Raw genomic sequence first — 25417 nt, forward strand, 5'->3', positions numbered from 1 at the left:
TTGCCTAAATCTACTAACTTTTTATTTTAATAATTTATCACTTTCTTAAAATCATAAAAAAGGAAGCATTAAGCTTCCTTTCTTAATCTATCTAAGCATCAGATGCCGTATTTGACACGGTAATCTTCCATTTTTGCTAAAGCCTCTTTCTCGCCTTTTGCATCCAGGAAGTCCATCAAATCTTTCATGGTAATTAAAGCATGTACAGGAATTTCCAGTTCTTGTTGCACTTCCTGAATTGCAGACAAGCTACCTTGACCTTTTTCCTGACGGTCTAATGCCACCAATACTCCGGCAATTTGCGCACCGGCATTTTTAAGCACAGTCACCACTTCACGAATGGCGGTACCTGCAGTAATCACATCATCAATAATCCAGACTTTTTTACCGTTAACTGAAGCACCAACAAGTACACCACCCTCGCCGTGATCTTTGGCTTCTTTACGGTTAAAGCCCCAAGGTACGCTCACAGCATGATTTTGTGACAAAGCCACAGCCGTTGCAGCGACAAATGGAATACCTTTATAGGCAGGTCCAAAAATCACTTCAACATTATCGCAAGTGGTTAATTTATCTGCATAGCCTGAAGCCAATAGGGTTAATGCTTCGCCATCATTGAGCAAACCGGCATTAAAAAAATAAGGACTCACACGACCCGATTTTAAAGTAAACTCACCAAATTTAAGCACACCACGTGATAATGCAAGTTCGATAAAAGCTTGAGGGTTAAATTGAGCTGGCGAAGTCATGAGGTGCTCCAAAATTCATAAATAGAGGTAAGACTTGCGCATGATACCAAAGAGTAGCTATCCAAGTGATCAAAAAATTCTAAGAGTCGTTTCCATTAACGTAAATGGTTTACGTTCGTCAGTGACCAAAGGCTTGCTTGAATGGATGGAACAGTCAGAAGCCGATGTGATTTGTATGCAGGAAAGCCGGATCACGCATGCGCAGTGGACTGAAAAGTTTAGACCGGAAGGTTGGTATACCCATCTGTTCCCTGCTGAACGTGCAGGCTATGCCGGTACTGCCATTTATAGCCGCTTGCCCTTTGTCTCAGTGACTGACGGTTTGGGTTTTGAATTGGCAGATTCTCAAGGTCGTTTTATATCTGCTGAATTTGACTTAGGCTTGGATAAAACTGTTCATATTTGTTCACTGTATTTACCTTCCGGTTCATCAGGTGAAGAAGCGCAAGCGCGTAAAGACCACTTTCTAGATCAATATCAGGACATTCTAAAACAATGGCGCAATGAGGATAAATCGATCATTGTCTGTGGCGATTACAACATTGTGCATAAACGGATTGATATTAAGAACTGGACCGGCAACCAGAAATCTTCAGGCTGCTTGCCGCATGAACGTGCTTGGCTCGATCATATTTATGATGATCTGGGTTATGTCGATACTTTCCGTGAAGTGCGTAAGGAAGCTGAACTTTATTCTTGGTGGTCAAACCGCGGACAGGCCCGTGCCAAAAACGTGGGTTGGCGGATCGATTACCACGCCTGTTCACCTGACTGGAAAGACCGCACAATCAATGCCTGGGTCTATAAAGACACTTGGTTCAGCGACCATGCTCCGGTAATTATTGATTATAAAATCTAATCAATAAGATTTAATTGAGTGAACATACGTTCACTCAATACCATCCAAAAACCTACAACACTTGACGCGTTTGTATATTTTTATACAAGTGTTTTGAGTGCATTATGGCTTCACGGCAAAGGGATACGTCAGGATGACAGCAAAAGGACAGGACGCCGTAGGATGAAACAAAATAAACCGCTTCGGTAGCTTATTTTGCAAGGATGTGACAATGGACGTTGAAATGAGACCCGCATGATCAGGATGATTAAATGCGGGTTTTCTCTTTTATACATCTGTTAAACTTATAATTTTTATAATCAAGTTATTCTTATCTATATAGTCATTATATTGCCGAACCTAAATGTCAATTTGATGACATCCATATTTAATTTTTAATACTTTTAATTAGCTCTAGAGCTTCTGGATAATTTTCGCTAGGCTATTCAGCAATCGAAAATGGAATGATCCTCTTATGCTTAAAATTTATGGCATCAAAAATTGTAATTCAATGAAGAAAGTCTTCGACTTATTGAATGAACTGGGTCTGGCCTATGAATTTCATGACTACAAAAAACAAGGCATTGATGCTGAAACTTTAAAAAAATGGCTCGATGAAGTTGGACAAGATCTGATTCTTAATAAGAAAGGAACCACCTGGCGCAAACTCAGCGAAGAACAACAACAAACTGCACTAGAGAATCAATCAAATTTAATTTCTGCCTTGACTACGCATAGCAGCTTAATTAAACGTCCGGTACTGCAAACCGAGCAAGGTTATATCATCGGATACGATGAAGCTGCTTATAGAACTTTAAAGTAAAAATTGACCATTATGCCGTCCATAAAAAAAGCCTGATCATGTCAGGCTTTTTTTATAATTTTACTGATTAAAATTAGTTTGCACGAATCCAAGTTTGGTTACGCCCTAAAACTGATACGCCAATAAAGCCGCGTAATTCTAGTTTTTTACCACCTTCAATGATTTGACCTTTTAACTTGTAGGTTTTTCCAGAAGAAGGGTCAAGAATAGTTCCTTGATCATAACTTGTACCCCCTGCATTTTTAAGACCATGAACGATCTTTAGACCTTTTAAAGATTTGTTATGATATGGGCCTTCACATTTTGAACATGCTTTTTCTTCACCCGGTGTCAAAACCTCTTGAATACTGGCAGACAATGTGCCATTTTTTTGTTCAGTAAATTTTACGATTGCTTTGGGTTGTTTTGTTTTATCATCAATCGTTTTCCAAACAGTACCATTTAGTGGATCAGCAGCATTAGCCAAAGCTGTTAATCCGAGCAATCCTAGTGCAAGTGCAATTTTTTTCATTTTTTTTCGTTTCCCTAGTCTGGTATAGACGGCTTTAGTATTAAAAAGTCACAACATTTTTGCAATTTTTCAGTGTGACCGTTTAGTGTAATCTTGTAACTTGAATTGGTAAATATCCAATCATCCCTTAAAAGATATAACAAGATGGAAAAAATATGAAGTTAAGCCCGTTATGGAAACAATTAATTACAGAGAGCATTTTAAAAACGACGATCCGTACCCCCAGTCAGTTTAACTTGCCACCCAACTCGATACGTTTTGCTTTGGAGCAAATGTGTCGTGCCTTTCCAAGTAACACAGAAGTTCAGATCAGACCGCTACGCTTGGCCGGCTTGCATGCTGAAGAAATAAAACCGCAAAGCGAATCAACACAACTGATTTTGCATATTCATGGCGGTGCATTCTTTTTGGGTTCACTCAAGACCCATCGTGCCTTTTTAACCCATGTTGCTGCACGTACACAGATGCAAGTGCTTCACGTCAACTATCCCTTAGCTCCAGAGTCGGTCTATCCTGAAGCTAGCGATGCGATTTTTGATATCTATACCACCTTGTTAGGTCAAGGGATTCAAGCCAAAGACATTATTTTATCCGGTGACTCTTGTGGTGCTAATTTGGCTTTGGGTCTGGCAGTTAAAATCCGTGATGAAGGCCTTCCTCAAGTGAGTGGACTGATGCTGTTATCTCCATTTTTAGATTTGTCTTTAAGCAGTGAATCTTTGCGCTATAACCGTAAACACGATGCACTACTCTCTATTGAAACTTTAGAAGCAGGGATTGACTATTACCTACCTAAATCTGTGGACGCTGCCGACCCTGCCATTTCACCGTTATTTGCAGACTTAAGCAGATTGCCCCCCATTCTGGTTCAAGTCGGTTCTAAAGAAATTTTACTGGATGACGCGCAACGGTTTAAAGAAAAAGCGGAACAAGCCGGTGTGGATCTGACCTATAAACTCTATACCGGTATGTGGCATAACTTTCAGATGTTTCACACCTGGTTTGATGAAGGTCAACAGGCCTTGGCTGATCTGGCTGAATTTGCGCACAAACTCGATAAAGACTAGATTTTATGATTAAAAAAATTATGGACATAAAAAAGGTCAGCAGAAGCTGACCCAAAAGAATATGCTATTTTTTAAAAATTACAGCGCTTGGACTTGAGTTAAAGCGCTAGAAATGGCTTTGTCTTTCAACTCTGGTCCCATATTCACGCCTTCAGCGCGAATAATTTCCACATCATTCACACCCGTAAAGTTAAATACAGTTTTCAAAAAGCCTTCCTGAAAATCGACTGGGCTATTTTCACCATAGACGCCACCACGACTACTGGCGATATAAACTTTTTTCTCACCTGCTAAACCGACTGGACCATTCTCAGTATATTTAAAGGTTTTACCCGCTACGCTGATACGGTCAATCCAGGCTTTCAAGGTTGAAGTCAAACCGAAGTTATACATGGCTGCACCCACGACCACGATATCTGCATCCAGATATTGCTGAATAATTTTTTCACTCAAAGCAGCTTGTTCTGCATCTTGCCCCATTAAAATCGCACCAGTTAAATGCGGAATAGGCTGTGCAGCTAAATCTAAATAATCCACAGCTAAATCTGCATGTTTAGTCTGTAATTGATCAACAATGGCTTGGCTTAATTGACGTGAAACTGAAGCACTGCCTAAAATACTTGAATCGATATGTAAAACTTTCATGCTCAAAACCTTAATGTTTATTTATTCAATGAACCCAGTTTAATCGATTAACAAAAATAGAATAATATCCTTATCCACAACACACTGTTTTATATTTAGAACAATAAACATTCCGATAAAATCCATTTTTATAGCGAATAGTACAAAATATAGCCATTACCATTCATAAAAAAACGTGCTATGTTATGAATTATTAAAAATAAATCAGATCAACTGATCATTAATACATAATTTGAAGATCTAAAGGTCATATCTATCGAATGAAGCAAACCTTTCCCCCCAATCTCAGCTCCTCACTCAAAGAAAAAATTGCGAAATATCTGATAGAAGATGAAGTCGTAATGAACTGGAGCGTCCTCAATAAATGCATCCTGATGCTTATTTTAGGAAGTTTGGTGCATGTGCTTTGGATTGTCTGGAAAGTTTTTGTGCTTCTTTCACCTCATGTATGGCACTGGGTGAATTTGCCTTTACTCAAGCTCCAGCTTGGACTCAATATCCTCAGCTTGATGGTTTTTATTGGGCTGATTTATCCCTGTTCCATCTGGCGAAAAAAACCTGCGGTACAGCAGTGGCTGCCTTATGTATGTGTCGCCATTTTTGTAATTTCATTATGCCGCGATGGCTATATCGTTGGGGTTCTTAGTCCCGCCACCATGATCTCTTACATTAGTTTGGTGACTGTGGGCCTGGTGCTTTTTAAACGTAAAATTATTTACTCTGCATTGATTCCAGCTACTCTATATTTGCTCTTATGTGGCTATTTAAGCTTACAAGGTCAAATCAGCTACGCACCTATTTTTTATCTACAGAGTCTTCCCTATCAAAATATGTTTTGGGTGCTTACGATGATGTATTTCATTGCACCCATTTTGATGACCTGTTTAATTTTATTTGAAATTTTACTCAGTCAATGGCGGCATAGAGAAAAATTAATTCAACATTTAAGTCAAATTGACCCACTTACCAATGCGCTTAACCGTCGCAGTATTAACGATTGTCTAGAAAAATTAGAGCGCAAACCAACATCATCTTATGCATTGGTGTTAATTGACCTGGATCATTTTAAACGGATTAATGACCAATACGGACATGATAAAGGCGATGAAACCCTGATTAAAGTCAGTGAAGTGCTTTCCCAAATCATTCGGGATAGCGATGTGGTGGGTCGCTTTGGCGGAGAGGAATTTATTCTGATTCTGAATCAATCTTCTTTAGAACAAGCGAAAATTATTGCTGAGCGTTGTCGCCAAGCCATTCAACAGCTAAATTTGATCAGTGATGTGGGTGAGAGCATTCGGGTCACAGCCAGTTTTGGGATTGCATTATCCAATACCCAACTTAGACCGCAACAATTGTTAAGCCAAGCAGATAAAGCACTTTATCAAGCAAAAGCATGTGGCCGTAATCAGGTCAAATGCTATCAAGAAGAATTGTTGAGTGAAGCCAAGCTGGGTTAAAGCGGTTTCTGTTGATACGACTCTAAATAATTCACCCACGCGTCTTCTTGTAATGCGCCATCCATCCAGACTTTTACGGCAGCATGTTGCAGCATGGTTTGCATATACTGCTGTGTAGACTCAATTACAGGCAGATTATAAGTCATTAAGCGCATTACCATGGGTGCATAAAATGCATCGGCAATTGAAAATTCGCCACATAAAAAACGATGCGATTCTGGGCGTTCAGACCAGATCTGCTCGATACGTGCCACATCCTGACGCAGCTCCGCATTGTCCTGCCATAAACGTCTCCCTACATCATCCAGATTCGCCCGGATATTCATGGCGCAAGCATTGCGTAAAGTAGGGAATCCGCTGTGCATTTCTGCCGTAATACAGCGTGCACGTGCACGTTGCTTAATATCTTGTGGCCATAAAGCCTGATCTGGATGTTGTTCTGCCAGATATTCACAAATGGCCAAAGAATCCCACAGCATCAGCCCATCATCAATTAACACCGGGACTTTACCATTCGGATTAATCGTCCGTACTTTTTGTTTAAAAGTACCTGTGCCGCGATCTAAAGGAAACGGAAGCAGGATTTCTTCAAATGGCAAATTAAATGCCTTCAGTACCAACCATGGACGCATGGACCAACTGGAATAATTTTTATTGGCAATATAGAGCTGATACATGAACTTATTGTCCTGTATGCTTTTGAAACAGATCAAGCTGTTTCAATAATTCGGCTTCGCTAAATGCTCCGGTTAAACGTAAACCGCGAATTTCTTGTTGTTTTGAATTTAAGAATAAATAGGTCGGTGGGCCTAAAATATCCCAGTGGTTCAGCAATGCCTGATGGGTTGCATCGTAATGACTCAAATCCAGTTTAATCAGAAAATAAGCTGCCAAGGCTTGCTGCACTTGTGCTGATTTTAAGACACGATGTTCAATCGGCTGACAGGCCACGCACCAATCGGCATATACATCAATAATAATGCCTTGATCTGAGGGTGCACTGGCTAATAACTGCTGAAATTCATCGGCTGTTTTTGCCACATGCCATGTTGCCTGAGTAGTGCTTTGTTCGACAAAGAAGCGTTGACTGTGTTGATATTGCGTATAAGCCAGATACGGAACCACCACGAGCAATGCCAAAATATACAGCCATTTAAATGGAGCTGTTTGTCGCATGATTCGAGAGCTTAAATAAGCGATAAAAATGATGCCTAAGCCCAAACTTAACCATTGCAGCCAAGCTTCAGAAATTAACGGACGAATAAAATACAGGGCTAGGGCCAACATGATAAAGGCAAAGAACACCTTAATCTGGTGCATCCATAGCCCGGCTTTAGGCAGAACCTTGGAACCTAACACACTGGCCAGAAGCAAGGGAGTTCCCATACCAAAACCCAGCGTGAACAGCAAGATTGCTCCCTGCCACTGACTTTGGGTCTGGGAAATAAATAACAACGCTCCTGCTAAAGGTGCGGTCATACACGGCCCAACCAACAGTGCCGAAATCATGCCCATAATAGCTGCGCCAATTAAGCTGCCACCTTTTTGTATCGACTGGGCTTGGTCCAGTCGATTAACCCAGCCTTGCGGCAATTTAATTTCAAACAGGCCAAATAAATTTAAGGCGAACAGGACAAAGAGCACGCTAAAAGCAATCAGGGTAGAAGGCTGCTGCAACCAGCGCTGGAAATTCAGTCCTGCTGATGATGCGATTAAACCTAAAATGGCATAGACCATGGCCATGCTACAGACAAAGACCAAGGCAATCATCCAGGCTTTTAAGCCCTTGCTGTCACGCACGATTAACGAGGTCAAGATCGGTAACATCGGTAAGGAACATGGCGTGAATGCCAGTAAGATACCTAAGCCAAAAAACAGCAACAAGCTATAAAACAAAGAATTTTTAGCCAGTTTTTCTGACCACATCTGATCTTGAGCACTATCTAGGGTAACTGAAGGTTTAGCATTTTCTGAATGATTTTGTTCAGCTGCAAAAGATGTATTAGGCTTTGTGATGCTATTTGACGACTGTGAAAGATCCAGCAAACGTTTGCTGGATTTGGCCTGATTTTGCAGAAGCACCAAGCCATCGACATCGGTGTGAAACTCGACCGTTTGGGGTGGATAACAAATACGATCTTGGGCACAGCCCTGCCAGATCACCTGATAATTTTCTGATGCTTCGGTCGGAATATTGAATTGGACATTGTGAAAATAAACTTGGGTATGACCATAGTTTTCATCATTTAGATCGCTGGCTTTAGGCAGGTTTAAAGCCAGTTTTTGTGTTCCCTGCTTAACTTCAAACTTATGTTGATATAAATAATAACCATCCGGAATTTTCCAATTCAGCTGAGCTTCATGCTCACGGTTGGATTCAACCGTAAAAGAGAAAGCATCTTCTGCGGAAAGTAATTGATCCTGCGCCTGTAAGCTCATTGAAAATAAGAAAATGACAGTACAAATCAATCCACTAATTGCAGACTTGCCCAAGAACTCAAGATCTTGAAGATGCTTTTTCATATGGTTATATATTTTTAATTAAAATAAGAAGGAAACACCCAAACCTGATTGATAGCTTTTATCTCTGCCATTCAAGTCCACACCCACACTGGCATCCATTTGCACGTGGTCATTTAGTGCATAGATAACACCAGAACCCAATGAATATTCATTAGGTTCACTTTCAGCTTTACGATAAATCAACTCAGAAAAACCAGACCACTTATCCGCAATTTTATATTCAATGACTGGGACAGCCGTCACCGCCCAATTACTGTTTTGGACTTCGTAACGCATGGTGATTGACGTCTTAATCAGATCGGTCGCTTCATAAGCTACGGCAGAGCTCAGGCTATAAATATCATCATGATTGCTAAAGCCATCATTTCCTGTCGCTAAAATGGCTTCTGCCAAAATAGCCATAGACAGCTTGTCATCATCCAGATCAATGGCTTTTTTAAGTCCGATGCTGACATCGCCCAAACCATCTTCTTCAACTGACTGACCTGCACGTTTTACTTTGCTCCACGCTGGACCTTGCCATCCCAGTTGTAACTCGAGGTCTTTGGCCAAACCGGTACGCAATAACATATCTGCATTTAAAGTGACCGTTTTTTGTTGTTCGCCCTCTACCGTGGTTTGGTTATAACTGACATTCGGTAAACCTTGTTCCCATGCCAGTTGCCCGACTGGAGTAATACCGGTACTGAAACCTTCCCCCGGACGGTCGAAGGAAAATTCAGCAGCCATAGTATTCATACTAAAACCTGCCGCAACAATCAAAGCTAATATTTTTACTGCTGACATTTTTCTCTCGCTATTGTGTTAATTCTTTGGTCATTTTAGCACCGTGGCTACGGAGCAATTCTAAGGTTTGTTTTTCTTCTGCCAAAGCTTCTGACCAGTTAATTGCATCAAAATCACAATCGAAGAATAAATCGCTGATTGAAGATAAAATAGTAAGCCCTTCTTCATCCTTGCTGTTTGGATCTACTTTTTCATCGAGTAAGCGTTTTACTGCAGGCACACAGGCAGCACTGGCAGCATCCCATAATGGACCATACAGTTCTTCAGCATCCCATAAATGTATATTGGCTTTGGCCTGAATAAGCGCTTCTAAAATTTCAATATGTACCGTCAAACTTTGTTGTTTTTCTTCTTCAGACAAAGGTGAACCTGCTTCATGGGCTTCACAAATCTGTTCCCACCATTTAAATAAACCATCTGACCAGACAGAAATGACAGGACCTTTTTCCGGATCAATAAAATTAGGGTCGAGACCTTCTGCCAAAAGGCGTTGCACTTGAGCAAGATCGAGTTCTTCTATTGCTTGTACAAAGACTTGTTGTTGCGCTGTTAACATGGAGAAAGTTCTCTTCAATCAGTTTTAAACTATTATGCCCAATAAACGCTGATTTGTTTTAGATAAATGTATAACAAGCATATTTATTATTTATTTTGCTTTCATAACATGCACACGTAAAAAAAGCTCCGAAGAGCTTTTTTCCTATTTAATGAAGCACGTAGCCAGTTAATCTTTTAAATCCTCGGCATCCTCAGTATCAGCATCGTTGACTTCAGCAAATACCGGCACTGCCGCACGAGGGTTTTCTTTCTTCTCGAACAGATGCTCTAAACTGCGTTTCAAACGATCGATGGCCCCATGAATGGCAGTATCAATATTATGACCGCGATGGTTGACCACTACAGGTTTCAACCCTGCTGGACGCGCTTCAATCATGCAGTGAATATCATCTGCACCGCCTTTGGCTGCATTTTCGTCACTAAAATGAACTGAAAAGTGAGTAATACGTTCGCTATGACGTTGGAATGCTGCATTCAGTTCTGCACGAACATAAGTAATTAAACGTTCACTATTTTGAATGTTTTTATCTGTACGGATTTCAATGTTCATATAATTTCATCCTCTTTTATTCACATCTTTTGTGCAAAACTTCTTATCTTGGCACGTTTAAACTTGCTGTAAAAACAGCGCGAAACATCTTCAAATTAGTTTGGAACGAATTCCTCCACATTGAACGATGAACACTTTTGAGTCTGCAGAATCGTGTCCTTATGCTTCGAATATAAGGGGCTAAGCGAAGCAGATGCAAGTAGTATTTTGATATTTTTTTAATATCCATATGAAAACTATGTGATTAAACTTTATTTGCCAAGTTATTTGAAAAATCTCATATTATTTTTTATTGATCAAAAATCAGGTTTAAAAGTGATTTATCTTTTTTATCCGTATGTAATTTTTGAGTATCAAAGCTGTAGCGTAATTTTAAGCTCAAAAACATTTTGGCCATTAAATTATTTTTGAGTCATTGATCAATTTTGGCTTTATTTTTGCTAAAGAATCTGTATGCTTTGCTTGCTTCTCGGGGGAGATATTTTTAATGAAACTTACACAAATTTTTGCTACATGTGCATTGGCTTCAACTGCTGCACTTACTCAAGCTGCGCCAATCTGGCAAGACTTCAGCGTGACTGGTCTTTATGGTGAAAACTATGAAGTGGTAGATGATCAGCAAACCACTATGACTGTTGAATATGCAGCCAAAGTTAAATATGCAGATGTATTCTTCTTCGTTGACCGCCTACGTGGTGGTAATGATCACAAGTCTACTTATTTTGAATTATCACCTCGTTTAAGCTTGGGTGAAGTGACCGGTCAAAAACTTGCATTTGGGCCAGTAAAAGACGTCTTGGTTGCAACAACGTGGGAAGGTAATAGTGAAGATGGCAACAACTTCGACAACTTCCTCTATGGTGTAGGTTTCGATCTTGATATTCCTTATACTCAATATGCCAGCGTAAACTTCTACCGCGCGAACAACGAAAATAATGCTGATGATTATCAAATGACCATCACTTATGGTATTCCTTTTAAACTAGGTTCTGAAGATTTCCTTGTTGATGGCTTCTTAGATTGGTCTACTGCTGAAGATGATCACGCAAGTGAATTGAACTGGACCACACAATGGAAATGGAATGCGGGTAAACACATTTCACCAGATACCCGTTTATACCTGGGTATCGAACATTCCGTTTGGAACAACAAATTCGGTATTCCAAATGCTAATGAAAACAACGTAAGCGCATTGGTTAAATACCACTTCTAAGCACAACGTTTTTTAGATCTTAGATGAGTGTTTAAAAGCAAGGCTTCGGTCTTGCTTTTTTATTGCCCTAAAATGGAAATATTTCTAAAATATGCTTCTCTTTATTTATTCGGCATAGCTAATGGACTTTCAAATCCGTCCCGCTCAAATACAAGATCTAGAACAAATCCTGAATATTTATAATGCTGAAATTCTAAATGGAACTGCAACCTGGAATGACAAGCAAAAGTCTTTAAATGATTTCCATGATTGGTTTAAGGATCTAACGCTTCAACAATTTCCTTTCTTTGTTGCTGAAGATTTAGAGTCTAAATGCATTGCAGGCTACGCTGATTATTCTTCATTTCGTCAAATTACCGGGTTTAAATACACTGTTGAACATTCTGTGTTTATTGATCCCGACTTTAACAGACGAGGCGTAGGCAAAGCTTTAATGCTGAAACTGATCGATCATGCAAAACAGCATCATATTCATGTCATGGTCGCTGCGATTGATCATGGAAATAAAGCCTCCATTGTATTACATGATAAGTTGGGCTTTAAGCAGACAGGCTATATGCCGCAAGTCGGACAAAAATTCGGTCAATGGAGAGATTTGGTATTGATGCAGCTAATATTAGATTAAGTCTGTGGTTATTTAACCGTCCAAAATGATGCCTTAAATTTTTCTATTTACTGCTAAATAAATGATGTGTATATGCTTTAATAACCAAAAATAATTTGAACAAACCTTTTTGGGGGATCAATGGCTAAGTTTTTAAACACCAGTGCAACCAATTTTTTCTTGGAAGAACTGATTAAAAATGCAAAAGAGCGGCTCATCTTAATCAGTCCTTATTTGAGACTGAATGATCGAATTAAAGAACTATTAGAAGACAAAAACCGTTTAAAAATTGATATCCGTATTGTCTATGGCAAAAGTGATTTGCATCCTGATGAAATCAAATGGATGCAAAAACTTGATTATATACGCCTCAGCTTTTGCAAAAACCTGCATGCAAAATGTTATATGAATGAATCGGAATGCATTATTTCGAGTCTAAATCTCTATGAATTTAGTCAAGTGAATAATAATGAAATGGGTATTTTAATTCGTAAATATGAAGATGCTGAAGTATTTAAAGAGGCTTATGAAGAATCTCAGCGCATTATTCGCATCAGTGATGAACTTCGAATCTCATTAGATGAAGTAAAAGCAGGACAATCTCAAGTTGAAGAAAAAAACGATGAGGACGCAGATCATTTAAGTAAATTAACTTCATCAAAATTAGCGGCAAAACATAAATTAAAAACTACTGATTTATTAGATAAATTTGTTGAAAAAGGATTGTTAACTCTCAATGAAAATGGCAAACATTTACTCACAGAACAAGGCAAAGCCATGGGCGGAGAATTTAAAACCAGCCAATACGGGGGTTATTTTCTGTGGTCAGAAAGTTTAGAAATCTGATCAAAAAGCCCGCGATTGCGGGCTTTTAATTGGCAAATACTAAGTGAAAAATCACACCACCAAATCAGCCAAATTACCTTTTTGTTCTAACCACTCTTTACGATCACCGGAACGTTTCTTGGCAAGCAATTTATCGAGCAAACCTGTGGTAAATTGCATGTCGTCTAAATCAAGTTGCACCAGACGGCGAGTGTCCGGATCTAAAGTGGTTTCACGAAGCTGACTGGCATTCATTTCACCCAAACCTTTGAATCGGGTAATTTGTGGGATTTTGGTCTTGGTTTTCTTCAAAATTGAGGCTAATTCATCTTCATCCAGTGCGTAATGAACGTCTTTACCATCGTCAATCCGGAAGAGTGGCGGCATGGCCACATACAAATGCCCTTCTTCGACCAAGGTCGGGAAATGTTTCACAAACAATGCGCACAATAGCGTCGCGATATGTAAACCATCTGAATCGGCATCGGCAAGGATGCACACTTTGCCATAACGTAATTCTGAAAGGTCATCACTGCCAGGATCGACCCCGATCGCAATGGCAATATTATGTACTTCCTGAGAAGCCAGAACTTCATCAGATGCCACTTCCCAGGTGTTTAAAATTTTCCCGCGAATCGGCATGATCGCCTGGAAATTCTTATCGCGTGCCTGTTTGGCAGAACCTCCGGCAGAATCCCCTTCCACAATAAACAGTTCCGATTCATCCAGAGTATGACCGACACAATCGGACAGTTTCCCCGGCAAAGTTGGCCCAGCCACAATCTTTTTACGTTCAACTTTTTTTGCTGCTTTTAAACGACGACCGGCTTTGGCAATCATGATTTCAGCGATCTGCATGGCAGTATCAGAGTTCTGATTCAACCACAGTGCAAAAGCATCTTTGGCGATATTCAGCACAATGCTGGATGCTTCACGACTTGAAAGACGCTCCTTGGTTTGACCGGAAAATTGCGGTTCCTGAAATTTCAAGGACAGAATGTAGTTCACGCCATCCCAGACATCTTCTGCAGAAAGCTTTAAATTACGTGGCAATAAATTACGCAGTTCACAGAACTCACGCATGGCATCCGTGACACCTGAACGAAGACCGTTCACATGGGTACCACCTTGCGCCGTTGGAATCAGGTTGACGTAACTTTCCTGAACCTGTTCACCACCTTCAGCATTCCAGCAAATTGCAAATTCAACACTGGCACGTTCTGCTTCACCGGTTGCGACAAAAGCAGGACAGGGAATAATGTCACGGTCTTGCAACTCATCCATCAAATAGTCGACCAGACCATTTTCAAATTGCCATTCAATTTTTTCGTTATTAATTTGATCCACATACACAATTTGTAAGCCGGCCGCCAAAACCGCTTTGGCTTTTAAATTATGTTTTAACGCTTTTAAGGCAAATTTAGGTGAATCAAAATATTTGGTATCGGGCCAGAAATGCACCGTGGTGCCTGAGGCACGCTTGGGTGCTTTGCCTTGCAAAACTTCCAGCTGTGTAACCGGTTCACCATGTTCAAATGCCATTTTATAGACATTGCCCTGGCGCTGAACTTCAACTTCCACCCGGTTAGACAAAGCATTGACCACCGAAATTCCCACACCATGTAAACCACCTGAAAACTGGTAGTTATCGGTACTGAATTTACCGCCGGCATGCAATTTGGTCATGATAATTTCAATTCCGCTCTGACCATATTCAGGGTGAATATCGACAGGCATACCCCGACCGTTGTCTTCTACCGATAAAGAGCCATCTTTATACACCGTCACGGTAATTTTATCGGCATGTCCTGCAAGTGCCTCATCCACAGCGTTATCAATGACTTCTTGTGCCAAATGGTTTGGACGAGTGGTATCGGTATACATTCCCGGACGACGACGAACCGGATCTAAACCAGATAAAACTTCAAGTGATTGAGCCGTATATTGAGACACGTTGTACTGTTTCCTTATTTTATACAATCCGATAAAAACTGTAATGCCATCGGTATTTTGTCTGCGAAATTGTCCATCGCATGCTTGCCATTCGTTTCTGTGATGATCATGGACTGATGTGAAGCGTTGCTATAATAACGCTGTGCTTCACGATAATCCAAAACTTCATCACCTTGTTGCAGTAACACTAAAATTTTGTCTGCATCTTGCACAAATGGCAGCGCCATCTGCTCCAGTTGAGCAAGATCCGTATGATTCAAAGTCCATTCGGCACTCACTACATAGGGAATGTGCTGGCTGCCAAACAAATCATCAAACAATTGCCATGGTCGCATGGCAGGATTAATTAAAACAGCCGGAATACCATGTTTTGCGACCAGTTGTGTCGCATAAAAGCCGCCCAGACTACTGCCAATCAGTACCACTTGATCTAAACGTGCAATCATATCTGAAACATAAGCCAAAACCTGTTGCGGTGGCATATTTAAATCAGGCAAATAGACTTGAAAATCGGTGTGCTGCTGACAAAAGGCCTTAATCTGTTGTCCTTTGATGGACAAGCTACTACTTTGAAAACCATGTAAATAAATAATGTTCATCACTTTTTATTTCACATTAATTTAAATAAATCTGTTTTATTCTAAAACGAGAAGCTTATCACTCCCTTATTTTAATACTTATATAACAGGAATTGTCAGACAAAAAAATCAACTCTAAAAGGCAATCATCGGTATTGTAAAAGCTGTTCGAGATGAACCCTACCAGATTAAAAGCTAAGAATTTATACCGTGATCTTAAGAAAAAATAAAGTACCTGTGGGACCCGACCAGAAAAAGGATAGGATAAAATGCCAAGTTTAACACCATTGCATGAAACCTATTGTAAATGGGATCGTACCCCACCCAGCCAAGCGGATGTATTAGAAGGCTTGGCTCAATTGGTTACGACTCGTTTAGGGGATGTGGTACAAGACCTGATACAGGTTATTCAACGCGAAATCATGATCAGCTTGTTTGGCATGAGTGAACAACGCTCGAAAAAATTACAGCGAATTCCATATATTGAAAAACTGTATCAGTTCTCCTACGATACTTTATTCAATTCCGGTCTCTATTTGCTTGCGCCTGGTTTACGTCAAATTATTGAAAAATATCCAAAATTGCATGATAAACCGCTTACACCATCACTACATTTTTTAGTGGGGGTGCTAAACGGTATATTGGGGGATTATTTACTCAAATATCAAAACCCGATTGCACTGCCGATGGTGTTATACGACCACTATGGTGAACTGCAAAAAGGGGATTTATCCGGTCGTGTGGTAATTTTTGTGCATGGCTTATGCTTAAACCATCTGGATTGGTCAAACCATCCGTACGGCGGTATTGGCGAAAAGCTCTTGGCACAGCGTGATAACAACACCATGCTCTACCTTAACTACAACACCGGGCGTCGTATTTCTGCCAATGGACGCAGTCTTGCCAACACTCTCGAAGATCTGGTTCGTCGTAATCCGCTGATTACCAGCATTGACTTGATTGGACATAGTATGGGCGGCTTAGTGCTACGCAGCGCCTTGTTTTATGGCAAACAAAACATGTATCCCTGGATACATCTGACCGAAAATTTGGTCTGTTTAGGTTCACCGCATCATGGTGCCGTTTTAGAACGTTTTGGCTTTATCATGCAGGATAAACTGGGACACTTTCCCTTTGTCAAAATCGTTCGGCATATCGTCAATATCCGCAGTAACGGGATTCTGGATTTACGTTATGGCAGCGTCCGTGATGATGACTGGGAACATAATCATGCCCGGATTGGCGGGATGGATGACAACCGCAAACCCGCACCATTGCCTTCTCACATCAATACTTTTTTTATTGCCGCCTCCATTGCCTATGAAAATAGAAAAAATCGCCCTTTAAATGTACTGGGTGATTATCTGGTGAATATTAAAAGTGCTTTAGGCGAACATCCTAATCCACGTTTTCAATTGAAAGTACCTGAGTCACATAAAGCAATTTTTTATGGCTTAAATCATTTTGAACTGCATAATCATCCCAGCGTGGCTGAACAAATTATAAAATGGTTCTATCCGCCAAAGGATGAGCAAGTGAAAGAACAGGTGCATGAGTACATACTGCAATTGGAAGACTTATCAGGTATTGCCCTCACTTAACTTGAGAATAAAAAAGCCAACTTAATGTTGGCTTTTTTATTAGATTTTTTATTTCTTCTTGATAGGTTTATACGTTACAAACGGATATCTACGCAACAGCTGCCATAAACAGATCAAAGCCAGTACCGCAAAGAAGGCCAGTGACCACACTGGAAGGGATTGCCCCAAAAAAGTCCAATCCACTTTGGCACATTCGCCCGAACCGGTCAGCACTTGTTCAAACACCGACTTTAATGGCAAAGTTTCTACCCAGTAATCCAGGCCTGGACCACAGCTGGGCACTTGATCGGGTGGCAAATTTTGCAGCCAGACATGACGCGCTGCAACGCCTGCCGACCAGAGAATGCTGATTGAACCCAACAAGGCATAAATACGTTTTACCGCATTTGAGTTCGGGTGATGCAAAAAAGCGACCAGAGAAAAAATCCCCAAGCCCATCAGGCCGATACGTTGAAACACACATAATGGACAAGGTTCAAGCCCTTGTACGTGTTCCAGATATAACGCAAACGCCATTCCAATGACGCTGGCCAAAAACAAAAAACCACTCACGAAGCGATAACTCCATTGCATGGTGAATCCTCTTAATTTTTATCGATAATCGGCAAGATATTGTTCAAAACTGAGACTGCTATCTTGTTCGAGTTGCTGTTGTTGTTGCAAAGATTGTTCAGCCACCCCCTCAAAATAAGCCAATGTATCCGAGCTTAATTGATACTGCTCATAGGTCGTTGCATGTTGTTGTGCCATGAAACTACCAAAGCTCCAGGTGCCGCCATTTTCTAAAGTATCGGCAATCACTTGTGCAGACAGGGTTTCATCCACGTCATCAATACGTTTAAACATGATTGCCAATGCAGCTGAATATAGATTGGTACTATAGGTCACATCCAGTAAATCAGCCAAAGGTTGCATTTCTGTAAGCTGATTACGTGACCAGTCTTCAATGGCATGTTCACCTGCCGCATCAATAATCAATGCATTGGGCGCACGACCACGATTCACCACTTCCGCCTGATTACGTTCAATCTGTTCTTGTTCAGGATCCAGTAAATCCGGACTATCTTGTAATAAACAATGCAGTGCCAGCACTTCCAGGAATGCCGCCGTGTTTTCATCAATCCCGATCGGGCTATATGGATTGACATCAACCGCACGCAATTCAACATAACTTACCCCACGATTCTCAAGCGCTTGAGATGGGGTTTCGCCGGCTTGAGGCACCTGTTTCGGACGGACTAAGCTGTAGTATTCATTTTCAATTTGCAGCACATGATCATTGATTTGAATCGGCTCGCCCTGTTCATCATTTAGACCTAAACGGCTAAACGGTGCATACGGGGTTTTTACTGCTTTTTTCAAGCCGTCTAAATAGCCAGTCAGACTATTGTAGTGAATACCCAATTCTTTCTGGGCAGAATTCTGATAACCAAAATTGCCCATGCGCAGTGCTGTCGCATAAGGAAGGTACAAAGTTCCTTTTAATAAAGGCAATAAGTGATGCTCACGTCCGGTCATAAAGCACTGGCACACTGAGGGACTGGCACCAACCAGGAACATCACCAATGGGGTTAAACGAATAAAGTTGCGAATTAAACCAAAGTAACGATGACTGCGATAATCCTGCAAAGTTAAACTTTTTAGCGTGTCGTCAGTTTCCTGTTGTTGTAGTGCTTCAAACAATTGATCAGGAAAAGATAAATTATAATGTACCCCTGAAATGGTCTGCATACGACGACCATAACGCACGCCTAAACCATGCCGATATAAAGTCTTAAAACGGCCCACATTAGACGTGCCATATTGCGCTAAACGAATATTGCTTTCGTCATCATCCAGCATGCAGGGCATCGACAAGGGCCACAGTTTTTCACCATTTGCTAAATGACGATGTGCAACCGCATGAATATCTTCTAAATAATCTAATGCTTTTTTTATGCTGTCTTGCGGTGGAGTAATGAACTCCATCAAGGCTTCTGAATAATCCGTGGTGATATGCGGATGTGTTAAAGCCGACCCGAGTGCTTTTGGATGCGATGCCTGTGATAAAAAACCATTGCTTTGCATACGCAGGCTTTCGCGCTCAATACCGCGCAACATGCCTTTAAACAGCGAAGAATCCACCCAAGCTGGTAATAGCACTTGAGAGGTCGATTCGGGTTGACTCATTACAATCTCGCTTATCGGAAGATAACTACTAAATAGAACTACTAAAATAAAATCATCAGTTTATAGCAGTATAACGTGATTTTTGGCTGCTACATTACACCCTGTATAGTTTTCAAACAAAATGTCGATTTTATTTCTGGCAAATTTTTATCACAAAGTTACTCTATAAGACACCTACAATTTGTGATTGTATTGAATAATAAGTGCTAAGGAATTGTAAATATTATGAATTATCAGGATATTCTGGACTTTTGGTTTAATTCGGACACACAGCCCTTATGGTTTGTAAAAAGTGATGATTTTGATGAATTAATTAATCAACAGTTTCGTGATATTCACCATCAAGCTACACAAGCCGAGCTTTGGTCCTGGCGTAAAACTGCCGAAGGCCGCCTGGCTGAAATTATTGTACTGGACCAGTTTTCGCGCAATTTGTTCCGTGATCAAGCGCAAGCCTTTGCTCAGGATGCTTTGGCACTGACCCTTGCCCAAGAGGCAATTAGCCTGGATTCGGATAAACAATTAAGTCCGGAACAACGTGCGTTTTTATACATGCCGTTTATGCACAGTGAATCGAAATTAATCCATGAATTCGCGTTAAAATTATTTCAACGATTGGGTAATCCCATGAATCTGGATTATGAAAAACAGCATAAAGCGATTATCGACCGTTTCGGGCGCTATCCGCACCGTAATCAAATTTTAGCGCGTACCTCGACTGCAGAAGAGCTCGAATTTTTAACCCAACCCAACAGCAGTTTCTAAACATTTATTGTGTCTCCTCCCTCGCACAGTAAATTAGTATGGAGGTTTAACATGAAAAATAGCATTATCGGTCTAAGCATAGTGGCGGCAATTGCCCTCTCTGGCTGTGCAACCACACCTTCCAAACCGCTGACTTTTGACCAATTAGGTCAATTCAGTAATGTCCCTTTAAATTCTCAGTCCTATCGTGTCAGTTTCCAGGCACGCCCCAACATGAGTTTTGGAACAGCCCAAGAAATTACCTTGGTAAAAGCCGCTCAAACCACCCTACAAAACGGATTTCGCTATTTTAAAGTCCTGAATGATCCAAGTAATCGTAGCCAAGCCCCCCGACAAGCCGTGGTCTACTCCACCCCAATGTACTATCCATACGGCTATTACAGCCGTTACCCGGGTTTCTGGCCTGACCCGTTTTATGATATGCCGCGCGTAGTCAATATTGACCCGGTAGAGGTTTCCTATACTATTGAATGTTATAAAGATCAGAAAAAAGCACCAAATGATGCCTTCGATGCCTATTTAATTTTACAATCGTTAGGACAAAAATACGGACTTAGCCCGACTGGACAAGTTTTACAGCCCCCCGTCGTGACACCAAAAAAATAATCGACCGCCCTATTAACAGGAATATTGCATGACTCCAGCGGAAGTAACCCCTCCACCTAGTTTGCAACGCAGTAAACGCTTTGCCACCATTGCGCTAATTTTGGCGGTTTTAACATGGTTAGTGCTGATGGTGGTGGCCAAGCTGCTTCCTGAATATGTCTGGCTGATTCATATTTTGATGCTGGCTGCTGAAGCCGGTGTGGTCGGTGGTTTAGCAGACTGGTATGCCATTACCGTGCTGTTCCGTAACCCGTTTGGGAAAATGCCGATTCCTAAATTTATGCGCGATCACACCGAAATTATTCCACGCAACAAAGCCCGTATTGCAGAATCCATGGGACGTTTTGTACAGGAAAACTTTTTGTCACCGCAAGTGGTGAAGCGAAGTCTGCACAATACCGATATCAGTCTGGCCGTAGGACAATGGCTGGCCAAAGCTGAAAATAACGCTCAAGTCACCCAAGTCATTCAGCAAACGGTACCGAAAATTTTTGAATTTGTGGGGCAGGAACAAATTGGGCGCTTTATTCAAAACAATAGCGTGCAATGGGTGCGCAATACCCAAATCAATACCTTGGCCAGTGAAATGCTGCGTGCGGTTCTGGAAAATGACTTTCATCAGGATGTCTTACAACGCGGACTTGATCTTGCGCATGACTGGGTGATGTCACATCCGGAAGAAACCCGTCAGCTGACCCGCACCTTATTCAAAGAATTGGGCGTGTGGAAACTGGCCAAAGGTGCAAGCTGGATTGGCATTGATGTACAGCAACGTACCATCGACTCACTGGTTGAACGGGTGGAATCAATGCTGGCCGACCCGGAGCATCCGTGGCGTCAAAAAATTGAAGAAATGGGTCATCAGTTGATGCTGGAACTGGCAGATGATGAAAGTAATGCCAGTCATCGTTTAAATAGCACCAAAGATGCCTTGCTGGATAGTCCGCAAGTACTGAATTTCATTAGCGGGGCTGTGGTCATTCTTTGTGATGCGATTAAAGCCGACTTGCTAAAAGACGATTCAGGCATTGCACAGAACCTGCGTGTTGCCATTCAGCAAGTGGGGGAAAATATTATTTCCAACTCGGCAGTACGTGAACTACTCAATGACCGGATGAGCGGGATTGCGGTTAATTTAAGTGACCAATACAGTGAGAAAGTCATTCGGTTTATTAGCGAGCGTATTCATGAATGGGATTCGCGGGAAATGATCGATAAAATTGAAAATGAAGTCGGTGGCGACTTGCACATGATCCGTGTCAATGGCGTGGTCGTGGGTGCATTTATTGGTTTGGTGCTGGGGATTATTCGCGCTTTGGTGGATGTGGTGCTTTAGTTGCATTCAGGTGTTTAGATTGCAGCAGACATTGCTCAATAAATAAAATGTCCTTTAAACGGCTCAATATTGAGGATTAATAAACTGATGTAGCAACAGCAAGCTACGCTGATGTCTATGTATTTATAACAACAACAAAAATTAAAAGCCACTACCTTTAAAAACAGCTCTGCGCATCGCCAAAATCATTAAAGTTTTAATGTCTGCAAACTGTAGATATTTCAAAATAAAAAAGCAGAATGATGGGAATAGACTATCACCTAAAAGGACAAAATCACTTCGGCCCATTTGAAGCCGATAGATCGACCAGTTGGCCTGTCAATTTGCGTACCAAAGGTAAAAGCATTAATACAATTGGAAAAGCAAAGGCCCAAGAAATCATCCAGTTGTGAAACCATAAATTTATAAAACCATCGATCCAACCCAGATTGCGCAGCATATTGATCAAGGAAATAATGCCACTCATCAGGCCAGATAAAATAAACGGCAATACCACTGCGGCCCATTTTGCTGGAAGTTTGGGAATATTGCCGATAATCGTCGGGCGTTCAGTTTGCATCTGCTCTGCTCTGTTCATTTTTTCACGTCCTCCAATATGCCATAAATCATTATTTTTGCGATCTTTTCCTTTTTTATCCCCTTGCCCCAGTATGTAGACAGTCAGACAAGATTCATTCAATACAAATGGGTTTACCTAAAGACGGTGAAATTTGCTATATTTGCTGTTTTTCCGCGACGTTTATTTTTCGACTGATTATGAATACGGCAATCCAAGCAGCTCTCGAACATGCAGTGCAATCTCTTCAAGCTGAAGGTGTACTCCCATCCGACTTTAATAACAGTGGTAACTTAACGCGAACCAAAGACCGAAGCCACGGTGACTTCGCCTCAAACATCGCGATGATGGGTTCTAAAGCTGCGGGCATGAAGCCTCGTGATCTTGCGGAAAAAATCCTCGCCAGTCTTCCTGAAGTTGCAGATATCAGCAAAGCAGAAATTGCCGGCCCTGGCTTTATTAATTTCTTTTTAAATGCCGACCAACGCTTTACTGTGCTTGATCAGGTTCAAGCGCAAAAAGATCAATTTGGTCGTACTCAGGCCAACGCTGAAAAACGCATTCAAGTCGAATTCGTTTCTGCCAATCCAACCTCTAGCCTACACGTAGGTCATGGTCGTGGTGCAGCGTATGGTATGACGGTCGCCAACTTGCTTGAAGCAACGGGTGCAAAAGTTGACCGTGAATATTATGTCAATGATGCCGGCCGTCAAATGGACATTCTTGCGACCTCTACATATCTTCGTTATCTAGAGCTTACTGGTCAAAGCTTGGTATTCCCCAAAAATGCCTACCAAGGTGACTATGTTAAAGAAATCGCGCAAAGCATTCTTGACCAAGATGGTGATGCGTATGTGCGCCCTGTTGCGGATGTCTATAAAGACGTGCCTGAAGATGTGCAATTTGCTGCTGAACTCGATGCAGATGGCAACAAAGTGGTACTTTCAGGCGATAAAGAAAAACATATCGATGGCTTGATCTTCAATTCACAACAATTAATTGGTCAAGGCTACCGTGTATTTTTACAAGCAGCCTTAAAGGCCATTCTTGATGACATTAAAGATGACCTTGGCGAATTCGGTGTAACCTTCAATCAATGGTTCAGTGAAGAATCTTTAACTGAAAAAATTGATGAAGCTTTAGGAACTTTAGATCAACGCGGTTTCTTGTATAAAAAAGACGGCAATATCTGGTTTAAATCGACTGAATTCGGCGATGAAAAAGACCGTGTAGTCAAACGCCGTAATGGTCAAACCACCTATTTCGCCTCTGACATTGCTTACCATTTAAATAAATTACAACGTGGCTATACCGATATCGTCGATATCTGGGGTTCAGATCACCACGGTTATATCGCACGGGTTAAAGCTGCGATTGATGCAATGGGTTATGACTCGAAAAAACTGACTGTGCTTTTAGTTCAGTTCGTCAGTCTATGGCGTAGCGGCGAGATGGTGCAAATGTCATCTCGTTCAGGTCAGTTCGTCACCTTACGTGACCTGCGTAAAGAAGTCGGTAATGATGCAGCACGTTTCTATTATGTAATGCGTAAATCTGAACAGCACATTGACTTTGACCTTGACCTTGCAGTGTCACAAAGCAAAGACAATGCGGTGTATTACATTCAATATGCCCACGCCCGTATTTGTCGTATGTTAGAGAAAGCCGCGTCTACTGATGTGAATTTTGATGCAGTGAATGCACGTCAATTTGCAGTAAGACTTGATCTTGATGCTGAAACTGAAATTCTGGCCAAACTTGCCGCGTATCCTGAAATTGTGATTCGTGCAGCCAACAGTTATGAACCGCATCAGGTCGGTAACTATCTGAAAGAATTGGCAGCATTATTCCATGGTTGGTATAATGAGCATAAAGTACTCAACAATGATGCTGACCTTACGCAAGCACGTTTACTCCTTTCAGTAAACGTGCAACAAGTCTTACGTAATGGTTTAGAATTATTAGGCGTATCTGCCCCTACCTCCATGTAATTAAAATAAAAGGAAGTCCACGTGTTTGGAAAAACGCAACGCGGTGTATCTGAGCGACCGAACAAGCCTAAAAAGCCATTGATTCCGGCATGGCTTGGAACACTTGTCGTCATTTTAATCGTGCTGAGTTTTGCCGTAGCCTTGATGCTATGGAAACCGTGGGCACCGGTTCAGCCGAAGAATCAGATTAATTCTGAACATTACCAGGAAGACACCAACAAAGATTATCGTTTCTACGATTTATTGCCTCAACAGCAAGTCACGCCTATTCCTGATCAGGCTGTGCCAGAAACGAAAAATTCAGAAGCAGTAGTGATTGTGGAAGCACCTGAACCAAAACCAACCATTAATACGGAAGCCACTGAGCCAGGTCTTGAAAGTGCTGAAGCTCCGGCTGCCTATCAACCCAGTTATATTCTTCAAGTCCGTAGCTATGCTGATCCAGATAGTGCTGATGCCCGTCGTGCTGAAATTATTTTAAATGGATTATCTGCCGATGTGGTTAAATCGGTTGAAAATGGTCAAACTTGGTATCGGGTGATTTCCGGCCCTTATGATTCTGCTGATGCGGCACTGATTGCACAGCAAACTTTACAACGCAGCGGCATTGATTCGATTGTAGTGAAACGTTAAGTTGAATTCATAAAAAAAGCGCCTCAAATGAGGCGCTTTTTTTATAGCTTAAATTCCCTTTCCTCGCAGCAGAGGGA

At 41.3% G+C, this 25417-nt stretch carries 26 protein-coding genes; 13 read left to right on the forward strand and 13 right to left on the reverse strand.

Going from position 1 to position 25417, the window contains the following annotated elements:
• Positions 1-98: 98 nt before the first annotated feature.
• The gene (gene pyrE / locus E0H80_RS12065) at positions 99-749 is read right to left on the reverse strand and encodes an orotate phosphoribosyltransferase (RefSeq protein ID WP_131366161.1); all 651 of its coding nucleotides are present in this window, start codon (positions 747-749) and stop codon (positions 99-101) included.
• Positions 750-789: 40 nt separating this feature from the next.
• On the opposite strand from pyrE, the gene E0H80_RS12070 reads away from it, so the two are divergent.
• Both E0H80_RS12070 and E0H80_RS12075 read left to right on the forward strand, forming a co-directional pair.
• Positions 790-1608, forward strand: a complete 819-nt coding sequence (locus E0H80_RS12070) for an exodeoxyribonuclease III (RefSeq protein ID WP_131366163.1) — start codon at positions 790-792, stop codon at positions 1606-1608.
• A gap of 454 nt (positions 1609-2062) precedes the next feature.
• The gene (locus E0H80_RS12075) at positions 2063-2410 is read left to right on the forward strand and encodes a Spx/MgsR family RNA polymerase-binding regulatory protein (RefSeq protein ID WP_131366165.1); all 348 of its coding nucleotides are present in this window, start codon (positions 2063-2065) and stop codon (positions 2408-2410) included.
• A gap of 73 nt (positions 2411-2483) precedes the next feature.
• Here the strand turns inward: E0H80_RS12075 and E0H80_RS12080 are convergent, their stop codons facing one another.
• Entirely contained in the window at positions 2484-2921 is a 438-nt protein-coding gene (locus E0H80_RS12080) for a DUF2147 domain-containing protein (RefSeq protein WP_131366167.1), read from the reverse strand.
• A 155-nt stretch (positions 2922-3076) separates the two neighbouring features.
• On the opposite strand from E0H80_RS12080, the gene E0H80_RS12085 reads away from it, so the two are divergent.
• Positions 3077-3988, forward strand: coding sequence for an alpha/beta hydrolase (locus tag E0H80_RS12085; protein ID WP_131366169.1), 912 nt, complete (start codon positions 3077-3079; stop codon positions 3986-3988).
• Between the two features lie 78 nt (positions 3989-4066).
• Here E0H80_RS12085 and E0H80_RS12090 read toward each other — a convergent pair whose 3' ends face one another.
• The gene (locus tag E0H80_RS12090; RefSeq protein WP_131366171.1) at positions 4067-4633 is read right to left on the reverse strand and encodes an FMN-dependent NADH-azoreductase; all 567 of its coding nucleotides are present in this window, start codon (positions 4631-4633) and stop codon (positions 4067-4069) included.
• A gap of 260 nt (positions 4634-4893) precedes the next feature.
• Between E0H80_RS12090 and E0H80_RS12095 the strand changes: the two genes are divergently transcribed.
• Entirely contained in the window at positions 4894-6093 is a 1200-nt protein-coding gene (locus tag E0H80_RS12095) for a GGDEF domain-containing protein (protein WP_131366173.1), read from the forward strand.
• On the opposite strand, the gene E0H80_RS12100 is transcribed toward E0H80_RS12095, so the two are convergent.
• From E0H80_RS12100 to E0H80_RS12120, 5 genes are all read right to left on the reverse strand, one after another.
• A complete protein-coding gene (locus tag E0H80_RS12100) occupies positions 6090-6770 on the reverse strand; it encodes a glutathione S-transferase family protein (protein WP_131366175.1) in 681 nt (226 codons plus the stop codon). The two genes, E0H80_RS12095 and E0H80_RS12100, sit on opposite strands and share 4 nt — an antisense overlap.
• A 4-nt stretch (positions 6771-6774) precedes the next feature.
• On the reverse strand, positions 6775-8616 hold the full coding sequence (gene dsbD, locus E0H80_RS12105) for a protein-disulfide reductase DsbD (RefSeq protein ID WP_131366177.1): 1842 nt from the start codon (positions 8614-8616) through the stop codon (positions 6775-6777).
• Between the two features lie 18 nt (positions 8617-8634).
• Entirely contained in the window at positions 8635-9402 is a 768-nt protein-coding gene (locus tag E0H80_RS12110) for a transporter (RefSeq protein ID WP_131366179.1), read from the reverse strand.
• Positions 9403-9412: 10 nt separating this feature from the next.
• Positions 9413-9958, reverse strand: coding sequence for an ankyrin repeat domain-containing protein (locus E0H80_RS12115; RefSeq protein WP_131366181.1), 546 nt, complete (start codon positions 9956-9958; stop codon positions 9413-9415).
• Between the two features lie 168 nt (positions 9959-10126).
• Entirely contained in the window at positions 10127-10510 is a 384-nt protein-coding gene (locus E0H80_RS12120) for an HPF/RaiA family ribosome-associated protein (RefSeq protein ID WP_067869206.1), read from the reverse strand.
• Between the two features lie 487 nt (positions 10511-10997).
• Between E0H80_RS12120 and E0H80_RS12125 the strand changes: the two genes are divergently transcribed.
• The 3 genes from E0H80_RS12125 (at position 10998) to E0H80_RS12135 (ending at position 13173) form a co-directional block, all read left to right on the forward strand.
• Positions 10998-11723: an outer membrane protein OmpK gene (locus E0H80_RS12125; RefSeq protein WP_131366183.1), complete on the forward strand. Its 726-nt coding sequence runs from the start codon at positions 10998-11000 to the stop codon at positions 11721-11723.
• Positions 11724-11844: 121 nt separating this feature from the next.
• Positions 11845-12348, forward strand: coding sequence for a GNAT family N-acetyltransferase (locus E0H80_RS12130; RefSeq protein ID WP_131366185.1), 504 nt, complete (start codon positions 11845-11847; stop codon positions 12346-12348).
• A 120-nt stretch (positions 12349-12468) separates the two neighbouring features.
• Entirely contained in the window at positions 12469-13173 is a 705-nt protein-coding gene (locus E0H80_RS12135; protein ID WP_131366187.1) for a phospholipase D family protein, read from the forward strand.
• A 51-nt stretch (positions 13174-13224) separates the two neighbouring features.
• Here E0H80_RS12135 and parE read toward each other — a convergent pair whose 3' ends face one another.
• Both parE and E0H80_RS12145 read right to left on the reverse strand, forming a co-directional pair.
• Positions 13225-15105 (reverse strand): DNA topoisomerase IV subunit B, encoded by a 1881-nt coding sequence (gene parE, locus E0H80_RS12140; RefSeq protein WP_131366189.1) that lies wholly within the window; start codon positions 15103-15105, stop codon positions 13225-13227.
• Between the two features lie 14 nt (positions 15106-15119).
• The gene (locus tag E0H80_RS12145) at positions 15120-15704 is read right to left on the reverse strand and encodes a YqiA/YcfP family alpha/beta fold hydrolase (protein WP_131366191.1); all 585 of its coding nucleotides are present in this window, start codon (positions 15702-15704) and stop codon (positions 15120-15122) included.
• Between the two features lie 248 nt (positions 15705-15952).
• Between E0H80_RS12145 and E0H80_RS12150 the strand changes: the two genes are divergently transcribed.
• Positions 15953-17284, forward strand: coding sequence for a hypothetical protein (locus E0H80_RS12150; RefSeq protein ID WP_131366193.1), 1332 nt, complete (start codon positions 15953-15955; stop codon positions 17282-17284).
• 48 nt (positions 17285-17332) lie between these two features.
• On the opposite strand, the gene E0H80_RS12155 is transcribed toward E0H80_RS12150, so the two are convergent.
• On the reverse strand, positions 17333-17857 hold the full coding sequence (locus E0H80_RS12155) for a disulfide bond formation protein B (RefSeq protein ID WP_131366195.1): 525 nt from the start codon (positions 17855-17857) through the stop codon (positions 17333-17335).
• An 18-nt stretch (positions 17858-17875) separates the two neighbouring features.
• On the reverse strand, positions 17876-19453 hold the full coding sequence (gshA, locus tag E0H80_RS12160; RefSeq protein ID WP_131366197.1) for a glutamate--cysteine ligase: 1578 nt from the start codon (positions 19451-19453) through the stop codon (positions 17876-17878).
• Positions 19454-19678: 225 nt separating this feature from the next.
• Here gshA and E0H80_RS12165 point away from each other — a divergent pair, with 225 nt between their 5' ends.
• From E0H80_RS12165 to E0H80_RS12175, 3 genes are read left to right on the forward strand one after another with little or no spacing between them, the layout of a single operon-like run.
• The gene (locus E0H80_RS12165; protein WP_131366199.1) at positions 19679-20218 is read left to right on the forward strand and encodes a DUF924 family protein; all 540 of its coding nucleotides are present in this window, start codon (positions 19679-19681) and stop codon (positions 20216-20218) included.
• Positions 20219-20269: 51 nt separating this feature from the next.
• On the forward strand, positions 20270-20824 hold the full coding sequence (locus E0H80_RS12170; protein WP_131366201.1) for a CC0125/CC1285 family lipoprotein: 555 nt from the start codon (positions 20270-20272) through the stop codon (positions 20822-20824).
• A 28-nt stretch (positions 20825-20852) separates the two neighbouring features.
• Positions 20853-22160 carry a DUF445 domain-containing protein gene (locus tag E0H80_RS12175; RefSeq protein ID WP_131366203.1) on the forward strand — a complete coding sequence of 436 codons (1308 nt, stop codon included), beginning with the start codon at positions 20853-20855 and terminating at the stop codon, positions 22158-22160.
• Between the two features lie 274 nt (positions 22161-22434).
• On the opposite strand, the gene E0H80_RS12180 is transcribed toward E0H80_RS12175, so the two are convergent.
• Positions 22435-22719 (reverse strand): DUF2798 domain-containing protein, encoded by a 285-nt coding sequence (locus tag E0H80_RS12180; RefSeq protein WP_131366283.1) that lies wholly within the window; start codon positions 22717-22719, stop codon positions 22435-22437.
• A gap of 197 nt (positions 22720-22916) precedes the next feature.
• Between E0H80_RS12180 and argS the strand changes: the two genes are divergently transcribed.
• Positions 22917-24707 carry an arginine--tRNA ligase gene (gene argS / locus E0H80_RS12185; protein ID WP_131366205.1) on the forward strand — a complete coding sequence of 597 codons (1791 nt, stop codon included), beginning with the start codon at positions 22917-22919 and terminating at the stop codon, positions 24705-24707.
• A gap of 21 nt (positions 24708-24728) precedes the next feature.
• A complete protein-coding gene (locus E0H80_RS12190; protein WP_131366207.1) occupies positions 24729-25340 on the forward strand; it encodes an SPOR domain-containing protein in 612 nt (203 codons plus the stop codon).
• The last annotated feature ends 77 nt before the right edge of the window (positions 25341-25417 follow it).

This window comes from Acinetobacter sp. ANC 4779, assembly GCF_004331055.1.
Taxonomy (GTDB): domain Bacteria; phylum Pseudomonadota; class Gammaproteobacteria; order Pseudomonadales; family Moraxellaceae; genus Acinetobacter.

Excerpts from the sequence above, each read along its gene's own strand:
- pyrE (WP_131366161.1), bottom strand. The coding sequence starts at position 749 with ATGACTTCGCCAGCTCAATTTAACCCTCAAGCTTTTATCGAACTTGCA.
- E0H80_RS12070 (WP_131366163.1), top strand. The coding sequence starts at position 790 with ATGATACCAAAGAGTAGCTATCCAAGTGATCAAAAAATTCTAAGAGTC.
- E0H80_RS12075 (WP_131366165.1), top strand. The coding sequence starts at position 2,063 with ATGCTTAAAATTTATGGCATCAAAAATTGTAATTCAATGAAGAAAGTC.
- E0H80_RS12080 (WP_131366167.1), bottom strand. The coding sequence starts at position 2,921 with ATGAAAAAAATTGCACTTGCACTAGGATTGCTCGGATTAACAGCTTTG.
- E0H80_RS12085 (WP_131366169.1), top strand. The coding sequence starts at position 3,077 with ATGAAGTTAAGCCCGTTATGGAAACAATTAATTACAGAGAGCATTTTA.
- E0H80_RS12090 (WP_131366171.1), bottom strand. The coding sequence starts at position 4,633 with ATGAAAGTTTTACATATCGATTCAAGTATTTTAGGCAGTGCTTCAGTT.
- E0H80_RS12095 (WP_131366173.1), top strand. The coding sequence starts at position 4,894 with ATGAAGCAAACCTTTCCCCCCAATCTCAGCTCCTCACTCAAAGAAAAA.
- E0H80_RS12100 (WP_131366175.1), bottom strand. The coding sequence starts at position 6,770 with ATGTATCAGCTCTATATTGCCAATAAAAATTATTCCAGTTGGTCCATG.
- dsbD (WP_131366177.1), bottom strand. The coding sequence starts at position 8,616 with ATGAAAAAGCATCTTCAAGATCTTGAGTTCTTGGGCAAGTCTGCAATT.
- E0H80_RS12110 (WP_131366179.1), bottom strand. The coding sequence starts at position 9,402 with ATGTCAGCAGTAAAAATATTAGCTTTGATTGTTGCGGCAGGTTTTAGT.
- E0H80_RS12115 (WP_131366181.1), bottom strand. The coding sequence starts at position 9,958 with ATGTTAACAGCGCAACAACAAGTCTTTGTACAAGCAATAGAAGAACTC.
- E0H80_RS12120 (WP_067869206.1), bottom strand. The coding sequence starts at position 10,510 with ATGAACATTGAAATCCGTACAGATAAAAACATTCAAAATAGTGAACGT.
- E0H80_RS12125 (WP_131366183.1), top strand. The coding sequence starts at position 10,998 with ATGAAACTTACACAAATTTTTGCTACATGTGCATTGGCTTCAACTGCT.
- E0H80_RS12130 (WP_131366185.1), top strand. The coding sequence starts at position 11,845 with ATGGACTTTCAAATCCGTCCCGCTCAAATACAAGATCTAGAACAAATC.
- E0H80_RS12135 (WP_131366187.1), top strand. The coding sequence starts at position 12,469 with ATGGCTAAGTTTTTAAACACCAGTGCAACCAATTTTTTCTTGGAAGAA.
- E0H80_RS12145 (WP_131366191.1), bottom strand. The coding sequence starts at position 15,704 with ATGAACATTATTTATTTACATGGTTTTCAAAGTAGTAGCTTGTCCATC.
- E0H80_RS12150 (WP_131366193.1), top strand. The coding sequence starts at position 15,953 with ATGCCAAGTTTAACACCATTGCATGAAACCTATTGTAAATGGGATCGT.
- E0H80_RS12155 (WP_131366195.1), bottom strand. The coding sequence starts at position 17,857 with ATGCAATGGAGTTATCGCTTCGTGAGTGGTTTTTTGTTTTTGGCCAGC.
- gshA (WP_131366197.1), bottom strand. The coding sequence starts at position 19,453 with ATGAGTCAACCCGAATCGACCTCTCAAGTGCTATTACCAGCTTGGGTG.
- E0H80_RS12165 (WP_131366199.1), top strand. The coding sequence starts at position 19,679 with ATGAATTATCAGGATATTCTGGACTTTTGGTTTAATTCGGACACACAG.
- E0H80_RS12170 (WP_131366201.1), top strand. The coding sequence starts at position 20,270 with ATGAAAAATAGCATTATCGGTCTAAGCATAGTGGCGGCAATTGCCCTC.
- E0H80_RS12175 (WP_131366203.1), top strand. The coding sequence starts at position 20,853 with ATGACTCCAGCGGAAGTAACCCCTCCACCTAGTTTGCAACGCAGTAAA.
- E0H80_RS12180 (WP_131366283.1), bottom strand. The coding sequence starts at position 22,719 with ATGCAAACTGAACGCCCGACGATTATCGGCAATATTCCCAAACTTCCA.
- argS (WP_131366205.1), top strand. The coding sequence starts at position 22,917 with ATGAATACGGCAATCCAAGCAGCTCTCGAACATGCAGTGCAATCTCTT.